Annotated in this window: 10 protein-coding genes; 5 read left to right on the top strand and 5 right to left on the bottom strand. The window is 38.7% G+C overall.

Going from position 1 to position 13902, the window contains the following annotated elements:
• Nucleotides 1-123: 123 nt before the first annotated feature.
• From JIG41_RS15355 to JIG41_RS15345, 3 genes are read right to left on the bottom strand one after another with little or no spacing between them, the layout of a single operon-like run.
• Nucleotides 124-1011: a bile acid:sodium symporter family protein gene (locus JIG41_RS15355; RefSeq protein ID WP_036972225.1), complete on the bottom strand. Its 888-nt coding sequence runs from the start codon at nt 1009-1011 to the stop codon at nt 124-126.
• A gap of 9 nt (nt 1012-1020) precedes the next feature.
• Complete coding sequence (locus JIG41_RS15350; RefSeq protein WP_244887014.1) at nt 1021-1776, bottom strand: class II aldolase/adducin family protein; 756 nt, start codon at nt 1774-1776, stop codon at nt 1021-1023.
• Nucleotides 1777-1779: 3 nt separating this feature from the next.
• Entirely contained in the window at nt 1780-2100 is a 321-nt protein-coding gene (locus JIG41_RS15345) for a DUF962 domain-containing protein (protein ID WP_036972220.1), read from the bottom strand.
• A 98-nt stretch (nt 2101-2198) separates the two neighbouring features.
• Here JIG41_RS15345 and JIG41_RS15340 point away from each other — a divergent pair, with 98 nt between their 5' ends.
• Together JIG41_RS15340 and JIG41_RS15335 are read left to right on the top strand one after the other, a co-directional pair.
• Nucleotides 2199-3158 (top strand): AraC family transcriptional regulator, encoded by a 960-nt coding sequence (locus tag JIG41_RS15340; RefSeq protein WP_143474465.1) that lies wholly within the window; start codon nt 2199-2201, stop codon nt 3156-3158.
• 163 nt (nt 3159-3321) lie between these two features.
• Nucleotides 3322-5256 (top strand): methyl-accepting chemotaxis protein, encoded by a 1935-nt coding sequence (locus JIG41_RS15335; RefSeq protein WP_118844829.1) that lies wholly within the window; start codon nt 3322-3324, stop codon nt 5254-5256.
• Between the two features lie 96 nt (nt 5257-5352).
• On the opposite strand, the gene JIG41_RS15330 is transcribed toward JIG41_RS15335, so the two are convergent.
• Nucleotides 5353-6792 (bottom strand): diguanylate cyclase domain-containing protein, encoded by a 1440-nt coding sequence (locus JIG41_RS15330; protein WP_036972214.1) that lies wholly within the window; start codon nt 6790-6792, stop codon nt 5353-5355.
• 212 nt (nt 6793-7004) lie between these two features.
• On the opposite strand from JIG41_RS15330, the gene JIG41_RS15325 reads away from it, so the two are divergent.
• The gene (locus tag JIG41_RS15325; protein ID WP_036972213.1) at nt 7005-7916 is read left to right on the top strand and encodes a cation diffusion facilitator family transporter; all 912 of its coding nucleotides are present in this window, start codon (nt 7005-7007) and stop codon (nt 7914-7916) included.
• 138 nt (nt 7917-8054) lie between these two features.
• Here JIG41_RS15325 and JIG41_RS15320 read toward each other — a convergent pair whose 3' ends face one another.
• Nucleotides 8055-12590, bottom strand: coding sequence for an EAL domain-containing protein (locus JIG41_RS15320; protein WP_312000533.1), 4536 nt, complete (start codon nt 12588-12590; stop codon nt 8055-8057).
• Nucleotides 12591-12760: 170 nt separating this feature from the next.
• Here JIG41_RS15320 and JIG41_RS15315 point away from each other — a divergent pair, with 170 nt between their 5' ends.
• Together JIG41_RS15315 and JIG41_RS23310 are read left to right on the top strand one after the other, a co-directional pair.
• Nucleotides 12761-13315 carry an isochorismatase family protein gene (locus JIG41_RS15315; protein ID WP_036972211.1) on the top strand — a complete coding sequence of 185 codons (555 nt, stop codon included), beginning with the start codon at nt 12761-12763 and terminating at the stop codon, nt 13313-13315.
• 77 nt (nt 13316-13392) lie between these two features.
• A complete protein-coding gene (locus JIG41_RS23310) occupies nt 13393-13872 on the top strand; it encodes a hypothetical protein (protein ID WP_409372744.1) in 480 nt (159 codons plus the stop codon).
• Nucleotides 13873-13902: the final 30 nt, after the last annotated feature.

The following is a 13902-nucleotide window of genomic DNA, read 5'->3' as shown; positions in this document are numbered from 1 at the left end:
ACTGTTAATGTTATTTTTTTCCAATAACTACATTATCACTGGGAAGCATGTCGCGCCATAAATTTGTTAAATGAACAGCCAGCACCCACACTCAGTTGTGAGTGGCTGGCTGTTGAGGGAGTATTAAACGTTTTTTATGAGCCGTGCTTGTTTATTGCTATGGGCGCTAAATAGGTAACAAAAAATATACCCTGTTAGAAACATAAATAAGCTGTATGTCGCACCGGGTATGGCCATCGTGGGATTATTTATGAGGGTGCTAGCAATTAAAATAGCAAGCGTTCCATTTTGCAATCCAACTTCGATTGCAATACTCATTTGCTGTGGCTGCGATAATCCGGATATTTTGGCAAAGAACAGCCCTAGCATCAGTGTGGTTAGGTTTAAGGTAAGTGTAGCAAGGCCGCTGGTGGCAAAAAAACTAAACATTAGATCAGCATTTTTATGAATAATTGCCACGACAATAATGACTAAAAATACGCTCGAAAGTCGGCGAATTAATGGTTCAATTTTACTGCTAAGGTGGGGTTTAAGGTTGTTGAATAGCATACCAATAGTGACAGGCAATAAGGTAATAGCCAGCATTTGTATAATCGTTTTTACTATTGGTAACGTGAATTCATTCCCCGGCACACTAAATGATGACATAGCAAAGTGTACAATAAACGGCAAAGTAAAGGGGGATATAAAGGTTGCTAAAGTGGTTAAACTAATCGATAGGGCCAGGTCACCTTTAAATAGATAAGTATATAAATTAGATGTTACGCCGCCTGGACAACATGCGACTAAAATTAAGCCAATCGCAAGTTCAGAAGGAAGCTTTAAACCCATGGCAAGTAAAAAAGCCACCATAGGGAGTAATAACATTTGGCATGTTAGGCCTAAAATCAGTGCTTTGGGGCTTAAGAATAAAGCCCCAAAATCCTTCTTTTTGAGTCCTAAGCCCATACCAAACATAATGATAAACAGTGCTAATGGCAGCACTACTTTAGTCAAAATATCTATTTGCATGGTATGCCCTTATTGGTCGTAGCCTGGACTTTTAGAATCTAATAAGCGCAGCAGAGCAGGCCAAGCAATTGCACCGCCAAGTCCTTTAGTTGCGATTTCTGTTTGTCCTTTTATGCCATCAACAATGGCTTTAGGAACCTGTACTAAGTGTTCTGTATTTTGGGTCGTACGGGTTTGAACAGCGCAGGCCGCTTCAAATATATACATAAACAAAAAGGCGTCGGCAACGGTGCTGCCCACGGTTAACAAGCCGTGATTACGCAACATTAAAAAGTGATTGTTACCTAAATCATTGACCAAGCGACTTTGCTCCGCGGGATTAAGTGCTATTCCTTCATAATCGTGATAACTGAGACCTGAGTGAACAACCACAGCTTGCTGTGATATGGGCAGTAAGCCGTCTTTATTTGCAGACACTGCTGTGCCATTTAATGAGTGAGTGTGAATAACGCAATGAGCATCTTCACGTGCCATATGTATACAACTGTGAATATTAAAGCCCGCAGGGTTGACGGGGTATTCACTGTCGTGCAGCTTATTACATTGTTGATCAACTTTTATTAAGCTTGATGCTGTGATTTCGTGAAACATCATGCCATAGGGGTTTATTAAAAACTCGTTTTCAGTACCTGGTACGCGCATTGATATATGCGTAAAAATTAGGTCATCCCAACCATATAAAGCAACGAGGCGGTAGGCAGCTGCAAGTTCTACACGTGCATGCCATTCTTGTTCTGAGACTGAATGTTTCATGGTCATGATGATTTCCTAAAATGGCACTTTACGAACGATAATGTCTTTAAACATAACCCAGTCACCAATAAAGCTATAAAAAGGATGGGTAAAAGTGGCTGGGCGGTTTTTTTCAAAAAAGAAATGACCAATCCAAGCAAACCCATATCCAACAACAGGGCATAACAGCAACCAACTATAGTGCTGTTGGTATAAAGCAGCGAACAAAATAGCTAACACTAACCAGCTACCAACGAAGTGTAAGCGTCGGCAGACTTTATTTTTATGCTCTTGAAGATAATAGGGGTAAAACTCTTTGAAGCTTGTGAATTCACGTTTACTGGCTACAGTGCCCATAATACTTTCTCCGTTGTTAATTAAAGGTTAACAATAGGCTTTTATTTTTTAAATTACTTGATAATATGGGTCATTGAATTGTTTTTTGAGGACAGTGTGTGCGTACTCTTTCAAGCTGGTGGTTACGGGCTATGGCCGAGTCTTTTAAATGGCAAGGCTTACCGATTAACGAGTTATTTGAAAACGCGAATATTCGACTCACTGATCTGAGCAGTCAAAGTGCTCGGTATCCGCAAGCTCATGTCAGTTTGCTTTGGAAGCAAGCGCAAGCCATGTTGCCAAACACACACTTAGGCGTATATGTCGGTAGCAATATGAACGTACGCGCTATCCCTGTTGTGGGAATGGCTATTATTCAATCAACACAGTTACTCAGTGCGTTTAGACTTATATTGCGTTATCAAAAACTGATGGGAGATACTCATAATGTGTCGTTAATTGATCATGGTGATGAGTATGAGCTGCGCTTTAACTTTAGTGACGGCGAGCGTGATATGTCATTATTAAGTTACGAAGCCCCCATGGCTTTTTGTTTAAAAATAGCCCGTACAGTGAAGGGTAAAGACTGGTGTCCAACACGTATTTGTTTACAGCGTAAAGAGCCTAACGCTGAAATTGACGAACACTTTAATTGCCCGATTGAATACGCTGCGAAAACACATAGTTTGTTTTTTAGCGAGCAAGTACAAAGCCAGGTACTTTTATCGAGTAATATAAAGTTAGCATCACAAAGTACAGTAACTCAGATTTTGCGTATTCTGTTGGAAGAGCATTTAATTCAAGGTCAGTTTAGTTGTGCTGTGCTCGCTAAAGCATTGAATATGAGTGAAAAAACATTACAACGTCGGCTAGCTAAGGAAGGCACTAATTTTAGCAAAGAATTGGCGTTACTCAGAAAGCAAAAAAGTGTGTCTTTACTGACAGAAACGGATTTATCACTGACTGAAATAGCTTTTTTATGTGGTTATTCTGAGCTAAGTGCATTTCATCATGCTTTTAACCGCTGGTATGGTGTGTCGCCTAAAGTGTACCGAGAGCAAATGATAGCCCTTGCTTAATAAGAAAATAGGTTATTAGTTTACTGAAGATAATTTACGTAATAACAATTGTAAAAATATAAATAGTAATTGCTTAACAAAGGGTTATTGCCTAAAATCACCCCTAAGACGCAAGGATGATCTTAACTATTTAATTTACATATAAAGTCTGAGGTCTACTCACATGCGTAACTTGTCACTTCGCACCATTTTTATAAGCTTTGTTTTCTGTACTTTGCTTATTGTTACAACGATAAGTGCATTGATAAATACAAGCCAATTTTCAAAACTGTATTATCAGCAAACAGAAACCCAATTGTTACCTGATGCGGTGGGTAAAGTTGCAGCGCAAATTGATGCACAAATGCGCTACCCTATTTCAGTATCTCAGTCATTTGCCGAAAACTTGATGTTACATCAGTGGATGAGTGAGGGAGAAAAAAATTCAAATATCCATCATCGTGTTATGGATTATTTTGCTGATTTAAAAGTTAAAAGTGGCGCCTCTTCTGTCTTTTGGGTTAGTCGCAATACCTTAAGTTATTACACTCAGGCAGGTTTTTTTAAAGCTGTTTCGGCAAACGAACCACGCGATAACTGGTTTTTCGATTTCCTAAGCTCTAATGAACGTCAGGCACTTGCATTAGATGTTAGTGAAGAAGGAGGGCAACTTACACTTTATGTAAATACTTTAGTGCAAATTAATGGTGAAAAAGTGGGGGTTGCAGGCCTTGGGTATGACATTTCAGACATATCGAGCATTGTGACGTCACGCAAAATAGGTGAACATGGTTATTTATTTTTGATAGATGATAGTAACCGTGTTATTGCGCATGAGAATAATTCTTACATTGGTAAACAAGTATCAAATATTAATGAATTGAGTTCATTTAAAAATATTACGAATGCTAACAAAAATAGCTTTACACTTTCGCAAATTAAACTTGATGGCAATGATGTTTACGCCGGATTGATGCCCATTTCAGGCATGGGTCTAACGTTGGTTGCGATACAGCCAAAAGACGAAATTTCATCGGCTATAAATGCAGTGGTTATCATGTCAATCATTGTTAGTATTGTCCTTGCCGCAATTTTCCTCGTACTAACTCTGTACTTTGCTAATTGGTTGAGCGCAAAAATTCGTGGTGTGGGTGACGAACTGCTCGAAATGTCTGGTCAAGGTGGTGACTTACATAAGCGCCTAGACGACAGCGTTGATAATGAATTGGGACACCTTGCTAAAGGTTTTAATGCAATCATAGGAAAAGTGGCTGAGCTAGTTGATGAAATTAGCATAACGGAAGAAGCGATGCGTAAAGGGATTGATGATCTAGCCGTTTCAGCAGATAAAACGTTTGCAGCTACCGATGATCAAAAAGCGCAAACCGATCAAGTCGCAACGGCTATCACTGAAATGGGGCAAACTATCAATGAGGTCTCTGATATTGCTCATCGGACTGCAAGCGATACAGAAGAAGCGGTTAAAGAAACGGCTGAGACCACTCAAAGTATGGCAACCACAGCTAAGACCATGACAGAACTGAATAATATTTTAATGGATGTCGATAAAAGTATCGGTGAGTTCGCAGCTCAAGCAGCTGAAATTAACTCGGTAGTAGAAGTAATTAATGCAATTTCTGAGCAAACTAACTTGCTGGCATTGAATGCTGCTATTGAAGCTGCAAGAGCGGGAGAGCAGGGTAGAGGGTTTGCTGTCGTTGCAGATGAAGTTCGTTCACTTGCACAGCGCACACAAAACTCAACATCTGAAATTCGTGAGCAAGTGTCTCGATTGCAAAGCTCTTCGCTACAATCGCAAGAGGCGATAGCCCAAGGTACGTTGAGTAGTCAAAAAGTAACAGAGTTGACTCAGGTTGCGTTGTCATCTTTGCAAGCTATTCAACATAAATTTGAAATGATTAGTCAAGGCAACCATCAAGTTGCCGCAGCAACAGAAGAACAAGGCACAGTTGTTGAGCATATAAACCAATCTGCTCATGAAATTTCAGGGAGTGCAACTGAGATTCATAATAACGCTCAACAGCAACAACTAGGCACACAAAGTTTGTTATCGCGAGCTCAGCATCTAAAAGGTTTGGTTAGTCAGTTTAGAGTGTAATTTGTAAGGTAGTTGAGAATTTCAGCACAGTTTAAAGTGCGCTTATCTAATCAACTGAATTATACGATATAGAATATTAATCGAAGCGGGTTACTCTTAGCCCATTTCGATTCTATTTCGGCCATTTTGCTTGGCTTTGTACAATGCTTTATCGGTTATATCGAGCACGGAATCTGCTGTTGTCTGTTTATTGGGTGTGCATGTATAAATGCCAAAACTCATGGTTAACAAAGGATCTATGTTCGAGCTTGGGTGTGCAATAGCGGCCTTCTTTATTGCTTTTTGCAGTTTTTGGCAAAATGTCAGGGCATGCTGGCTATTGGTTGCAGATAAAACGATGGCAAATTCTTCACCCCCGTACCGTGCGGCTAAATCACCTTCACGTTGGCACTGTTTTGCTAAAATACTTGCAACGTCTTTTAATGCTAAATCACCTTGTTGATGACCAAGTGAGTCGTTATAAAGCTTAAACGCATCAATATCACAAAGGATCAAACTCAGTGGTAAATCGCTTCGAGCACAACGATTGAGCTCTTGCTGGAGTACAAGGTCGAGCTGTCGGCGGTTTGCGATGTTTGTTAAGCTATCAATGTGAGCTTGTTGATGTAGCTCTTTATTCGCGGCAATCAGCAATTGCTGAGTGTGCTCAAGTTTATGTTTGTATTGCCAGCTTTTTAACGCGTTGGCGATCATGTCGCCCACTAATTTGATCCGCAATAAGTCTGTTTGCGACCACTGGCGTGCTTGTTTTACGCAATCACAGCCTATAAAGCCAAACAGTGTTTGCTCACTTACTAAGCCAATACATAATACTGATTGAATGCCTTCATTGGTAAACTCGGCTTTTTCGGCCGCAGCTTCATCGGGCAGCTCAGCGGTATTAGATGCATTAAATACATGACGAGTTTGCATTTGCTGAAAAAAGTAAGGCAGGGAGTCGCGTGGAATATTTTGCAAGTGCTCCTTAAAAGGAACAATGTCCGTATTTACCCACTCGTAAGTGTTACTCATTGATAAGCCATCATCACTAAACTCAAATATATAGGTGCGATCAGCTTGGCAATTTAAGCCAATGGTTTTTAGCGCTTTTCCTATTTGCTTATCCATACTTTCGTTTTGAATATCGATAAGTTCTGTGGAAATTTGTGAAATTAGCTCATCAAAGTCTTGCCTTTGATCGTGGCTTTTAAATGTCCGAGGTTCACAAATAGTAATAAATAAAGACTGACTGAGTGAGGCAAATTTGAAATCAAGTAACTTAAGCGTATTGTTTTTACTGTTTGCCAGCGTAATACTCAGTGGTTTGCTTTTTTGTGCGCAAGGTAAAAAATCATCGTAGGATAACAGACGGCTCGAGTGTGTATCGCTTAGGCTTAAGTGATCGACATTTAAATCGTGTAAATTAGCGTATTCTTCAACTGAGAATAACGATTGTGCAAGTGAATTAAAATAAAAGCGATTCTGCTCTTCATTAAACATGATTATTGCAAGCGGCAGAGCCGATAACGTTTGCCATGTTTGCTCACTTGAACCCATCGTACACTTTACCCTATATAAACGAACAGCATAAGTTTACATATTTTAACAAATAATTGATATAAAATTTTCCTTTGAGGTCCTCTGAAAGCCATAAATTAGTTTAATAGGTAGGATGAATTAAGTTTTTAGTGCGTTTAAAGGCGTCACGTATTACAATTGAGACTGTATATCATTACTTTTTATCCAGCGAATAGGTTACTCTCTTCTTCATGACAGATATTACAACACACCAAGCATCAAGACGCCGTTTATTGATCGCGCTAGCCATAACCTGCTCGTTTATGGTTATTCAGATCATTGGCGCCTATTATTCAAATTCGCTTGCTGTTCTTGCTGATGCTGGGCATCTGTTTGTTCATAACAGTTCATTATTTATAGCTTTGATAGCTTCAAGCATGGCAATTTATTTTGCAAAAAACTTTAATGATGGCTATCAACGAGCTGAACTAACAGGTGGGTTGATCAATGGTATTTTATATTTAAGTATCAGTTTGGTGATTCTATACGAAGGTGGAGAGCGATACTTTCATCACAGTGATGGCCATGAGTTACACATCAATAGTTACCTAATGTCTGTAATATCGGCGATAGGCTTTCTGTTTCATGGTGCAGCAGCATGGGTACTGTATAAAGGCCGAAAAGCCAGTATTAATGTGTATGCAGTATTTTTGCATTCATTTTTTGATTTGATTTCAACCGTTTCTACGTTCTTTGCGGGTATTCTGATTTATTTAACAGGGTGGGCAGAGGTCGACATTATTTCGAGCATGTTGATTGCCATGTTTGTATTATTCACGGGTGTCAAAGTTATTAGTCGGTGTTTAAAAGGTCTATTTGAAAACAGCGGAAAGCTCCCAGACGTAAATGAAATAGAGCAAAGTATTGCGTCAGTTGAACATGTTGAAAATGTTCATAATGTGACCGTGGTTCGCCAAGACAAAGAGTTAGTTGTAGGGGCTCACGTGGTTTTAAAGCAACATTGCACTGTTGAAAAACATGATGAAGCTTGCCGCTTAAAGGTCGAAAAGCTATTACTGTCTCGTTTTAAAGTCGCAAAAAGCGTGCTACAAATTGAAAGCCATGAATGCCACCATGATATACCATTCCGCAAAAATACTTAATCATTTTGAGTGATTAAACCAGTCGCTACCTGCGTTAAAAATTTCTGATTTAGAACAACTAAATAACTAAATTTTTGCCTTGTTATCAACGCGGTTTTTTCAGCTCTAAAGAGCTCATTTAATCAAGCAAATTGGGTATTACAGTTTGTTTAGGCGTTCGACAATACTTTGAATAGTCTGCTGTGCAATCAGTTCATCGGCTAACATGGGTTTAGCAAAATAATAACCTTGCAGGTCATTACAGCCCATATTTCTTAAAAAGTTTATTTGGTCGAGAGTTTCCACCCCTTCAGCAATACAATATAAGCCAAGGTTTGATGAGAGTGCATGAATAGTACGAATGATTGATTCGTTGCTTTTATCTAAGCCAATGTTGCGTACGAAGCTCTGATCTATCTTAATCACATCAATAGGGAACTGGCTTAAGTAAGTCAGTGATGAGTAACCCGTACCAAAATCATCTAAAAGAAGTTTAAACCCGGCATTTTTTAGCATTTTTAATTGTTTTGATGCTTTTTCTTTATCTTCGAGTAGTGTGCTTTCTGTTATTTCAAGTCGTAACTGAACAGGTTTAATTAAATGATTGCTCAGAATCATGAGTAATCGCTCAGTTAAGTTAGACTTTAAAATGTGCATTGGCGACAAGTTCAACGACAAGTAAAAGTGCGGGTTTGCGCGAAGCAGTGGCAATAACTCAGTCAGAGCGCGATCGAGTGCTTGTTCAGTTAATAATTCTATTAAACCAATTTCTTCTGCAATGGGAATAAATTCAGCAGGCGAAACAAACCCTTGCTCGTTTCTCCATCGCATTAATAATTCAGCCCCATGTATTTCTTTCGTTTTCGCATTAACGATAGGCTGATAATTATTAAATAACTCATCATCTTTAAAGGCATCTTTTAACGCGTTTTCGAGCAACAGTTTTTTTGTCAGCTGATTATTCATTTGCTCGGTAAAGTACTTAAAGTTATTTCTGCCAGATTGTTTCGCATGCATCATTGCTATATCAGAATTACGAATTAAGTCGTCAGCCGTTTTGGCATCAAATGGGTAGAGTGCAACCCCGATACTGGCTGAAATATTAATAGAAAAGTCATCGATAATTACTTTGCTCGCGAGCTCTTCGGTTAGCTTTTTAACCAGTTCACTCAGACTTTGAGGAGAATGTAGATCTTTGACCAACACTAAGAATTCGTCACCACTTTGGCGGCCAATAACAGCGTTTTCAGGCAAAATTAAGCTTACGCGTTGAGTAATATTACACAGTAATTGGTCACCCACAGCGTGACCAAATGAATCATTAACCGGTTTAAACTTATCAAGGTCGATAAACAACAGTGCTGCTAATTTGTTACGTTTTTTAGAGCTATTGATACAACTATTAATTTTAGAGTGCATTAATGTGCGATTAGGAAGCCCTGTTAAAGGATCGTAATTTGCTAAGTAGCGAAGTTCATCTTCAGCTCGTTTTTGCTCTGTTAAATCTGAAATAACAATAACATAATAGTTAATGCTTTGGCTGTCTTTGGCCACCGCAGTGACACTGATGTGCACTGGATGAGCAGGGCTTTTTAGTGTGCGAATATAGGCTTCTGTTTTCCAGTTTTGTTTAGGTTTAAGTGTTTTTAGTACATTTAAGTATTCGAGATAATGAGATTTGCCAATCGCACCGATAAAGTCTTTAACTGTTAACTCGGTAATATTTTTAGGTGTTGAAAAGGCTTCGCTAAAGCTCGTATTTGCTGAAAACGGTTTAAGTTGGCTATCTAAAATAAGTAACCAATCGTTAATTTGACTAAAGGCCTCACCTAGCACAGCTGCTTGTTGTGCATTGGCTCTTTGCTCTGTGATATTGGTGTAAATACCTGAAATTTTTAACGGCTTATTATCATCATCTGTTTCAACAACACGGCCAACATCTTGGTACCAAAGCCACTCTCCATTTTTGTGCTTTAATCGGTATGTTACATTCCATTGTTCATTATTTAATTGTTTAGAAAATGATTCCCATTGGCTGATAACTAATCGGCGGTCAAGAGGGTGAATAAGTTGTATGAAATCTGCAATGGGCAGACTGTCTTTAAATTCACTGTAGCCAAGCTCCACTGCACAGCGGCTATTAAAAAAGGTTTGCTCGGCTAAGTTAGCCTCCCATACGCCACTTTTATTACTGCTTAAAGCTAATTCAGTTTGTTGTTGAGACTTTAATACTTCATCGTGCGCTTTACGAATCGCTTTTTGACGGGCTTGATATTGCCAGAAAATAAAAAACAAAATGGCCAGTGTTATCATTGTATAACAGGTATAAGCAAGGGGGGATGACCACGTTGCATAGGCAACTTTAAAGCGTAATTGTCTACTTTCAGAAATAATATTATTAAGGTCAGACACTGAAGAAACAGATAACGTATAATCGCCAGGAGGTAATTTTGTGAAAAACACTTTGTTTGTTGTTAGTCTGTCGTAATGAAGTGATGTAGGGCCTTCAAGCGTAACTTTGTACACCGTTTTGTCTTTATTTATAGTGTCAAAGTTAGAAAAATTGACCTCTAATCCCATATCATCAGCGGTCAATTGTAGCGGATCATCGACGTATTTATAGGGATGATAATTTAATTCTCGAGAAAGCAAAGACACATTAGTAATTTCTGTTTTTACATTACCAGGCTCTACAGGTGACGATAAGAAATCTTCAGGAGACACAAGCAGTACACCGCGCGTAGATCCAAAAGCCAACTGGCCATTATGTAATGTTGCATCAGCATCGTAATTAAATTCATTAACGGCAAGGCCATCACGAATAAAGTAGCGGTCGAGTTCTAACGAACTTAAGTCTAAACGGTATAAGCCATTTTGAGAGCTCATCCATAAAAAGCCAAAGCGATCAATTTGCAAGCCAAAAATTGATTTAGCTTTTAAACCTGATTGCGTATTTATGCGGTATTTTACTTCATAGTTTTCGGCATCAAGACCTATCAGCCCTTCATCTGAAGAAGCTAGCCACAGTGTGTTGTTGTAATCAATAATCCAATCAGTGGTAACAAAGAAGGCCGATGGGTTATAGTTTTCGACTTGGTATAGTAATGTCAGCTTTTGTGTTTCTTCGTTATAGCGATAAAGCTTGCCCGACATACTCAATAAGTACTCATTAGGGTGGGTTGGTAATGGCTTTAGAAAACCATTTGCGTTGATAATTTCAACTTGTTCTTTTAGGCCTTCTATAACGCGTAGTTCACCCGTTTTACCATCGTATCTATAAAAATCATTATCGGTAATAAATGCGAACTGATCGGGTCCAATCACGTGAAACCCCCAACTTGTATAAGTTGTTAAAATACGTACTGTTTCTTCATCACCTTTTAATGGAACCAGCTTGCCTGTGAGCTTATCGAAAAGGACTAACCCCATGTATCTCATAACCCACAAATAACGTTTTGTATCTTCGATATCTGCTTCTGCAACGCCAAAAATACCATATTCGCCGTGGAATGCTTTTTCGTCGGCACTTGTTAAATATGCTTGAGCTCGTTTGGTTAGTTGGTTGTATTTCATTAGACCATTATCGGTCCCGATCCAAATGGTGTGGTCTTTATCTTGTACAACAGACCATACATTATTGTTAAAGTTATTGGTGTCGTTTTTTAACTCTATATGCTTAAACCGTCTCGCTAGGGTGGACCATGTGAATACCCCTTGTGAGCGAGATGCTAGCCAGAGTAACCCTGTTTTATCAACCATCATGTCAGGGATGGTGTTGTCGGTCATGTTGAATTTACTTTGATCGAAGCGAAGAATATATTCAACTGACAGAGTTTGACGGTTGAATTCATATAACCCTTTTTCTGTAACTATATACTCACCAAAAGAGCTTGCCGAGTAGTCCCAAATATTTAACTCAGGAATTAATAACTTAACGCTACCAAATGCGAACAAACGTTTGTTATCAAAGGGGATGGCATACATGCCCTCAACGGTGCCAACAAGTAACCCTAGTTGCGGATCTACACGCAATAATTTTACGTTTTTGTTGTCATTCGTGACTTTTTGTTTTTCTGTTAATGGAATATTTGAAATATGATCATCGGCTAAGTTTTTAGAAAACAAGCCATTAGATGTACCCATATACAAAAAGTTATCATGTATGATGAGGGCTCGTACAATATGCTCTTCTTTGTTTATAGAAAACTCATGTAAGAACTTTTTTGATTGCTTGTGGTAAGAGTAAACATGCTGAGCAATAGCAAAATAAAAATAACTATCGTCTTCTGTTAAAGCGAGTATAGGTGAGAAAAACGCGTCTTCTGGGTCGAGCTTTCCAGCGTAAATTTTTTCTACCTTGAGTGTTTTAGGAACGATAAAAAAAGCGCCCGAAAACTCGGTACTTACAAATATTCTTCCGTCGCGAGTTTTGGCTAACGTATTTATCTGGCGCTGATCGAGAATATGTTCTCCCGCAAACGCCGCCATTTGGTAGCCATCATAACGGTTTAAGCCTTGGTAAGTACCAATCCAAATAAAGCCTAAATCATCTTGAATTACTTTCGTTACACTGCCTTGTGTGAGTCCTTCATCTGTTGAAATACGTTGCATTTGCAGTGCATAGTTTTGTGCATACGCGTTAGGAATAAGCGCTAAAAAAAGATAAATGAAAACAAAATGGAAATGTTTAGGCACTGACTGATTAACCCTAAATTATTATTTGCGCAAAACTTTTAACAAAATATAGCACAATTATGGATGTAATTGAGGCCCCTGAAAAGATAATTTAGTAAATAGTCGCACGCGAAACATAAAATGAGTGTATGTGCTATAAATACCTTAGTTAAAGTACGTTAAGGAATGAAATGCGCCATTCGTTTATTTGCCAAAAAAAGCAGGCCATTCTATTAGTTATTGATGAACAAGCAGGGCTTGCTCCTGTCATTACTGACTTTGCCGTTGTTGTTGAAAATACATCAAAGTTATTAAAGACAGCGTCATTATTGGATATACCATTTATATTTACTGAACAAAATCCAAGCAAACTAGGGAGAACGAGTCCTGAGTTAAAGTCCTTTATCCGTAGCACGAATATGTATGAAAAAATGCATTTTAGTGCCTGTGTAGAGCCTGGGTTTATTCATATGCTCGCTGAGTATCAAAGACCGCAAATTGTTGTGACTGGGACTGAATCACATGTCTGTGTGTTACAAACAAGTCTTGATTTAATCGCGGCCGGTTATCAGGTGTTTGTTGTTGAAGATGCAATAGCATCGCGTAATAAACAGCATAAAGCATTAGCCATTAAACAATTGAGTGCAGTGGGTGCAATTGTTACCTGTGCTGAAAGCGTGTTATTTCAATGGTTAGAAAAAGCGGGAACAACGCAGTTTAGAACTGTTTTACAGTTAATTAAGTGAACTATGTTGCAGGTTTCTTCGTAAGACGGAGTCTGCGTTTTATTTAGTGAATTAGTTTAATTTTTAAGGCTTTAGTTATGACCAGTGTTAGTCGCCTTTTTACCTATTTGTTCATCCTATTATTTTTAGAGTCATTAATTTTAGGGGTTGTGTTTTCTACTTTGCTATCTGGTGTGCTCACTGGCCTTATCTTGCTTTCACTGCCTTTATGGATGTTACACAAACACCCCGACAGCGCATTAACAGCGCACATAGTGGCTGCGGGTTGTATGATGTTTTCATTTTTACATATTCAACAAAGCTTTGGTCTCATAGAAGTTCATTTTGAAATTTTTATATTGATGGCTGTTCTTATCATGTTTGTTGAGTGGCGCGTGTTTATAACCGCTTTAGCGTTTGTAGCTGTTCATCATTTGAGCTTTTATTATTTGCAAATAAATGATGCGGGCGTTTATGTATTCGACCCAGACAGGCTGTTTTTTAGCACCGTACTTATCCACGCAGCCTACGCTATTGTTGAAGCAATTGTAGCGGGTTACATAGCCAAAACATTATAACGAGAGCGCAGCGCAGGCTTATCGTTAAGT

Origin of the sequence: Pseudoalteromonas sp. bablab_jr011, assembly GCF_016464045.1 — a bacterium.
Lineage (GTDB): Bacteria > Pseudomonadota > Gammaproteobacteria > Enterobacterales > Alteromonadaceae > Pseudoalteromonas > Pseudoalteromonas lipolytica.
The sequence above is the reverse complement of the archived record's forward strand: the minus strand, read 5'-3'. Positions and strand labels throughout refer to the sequence as shown.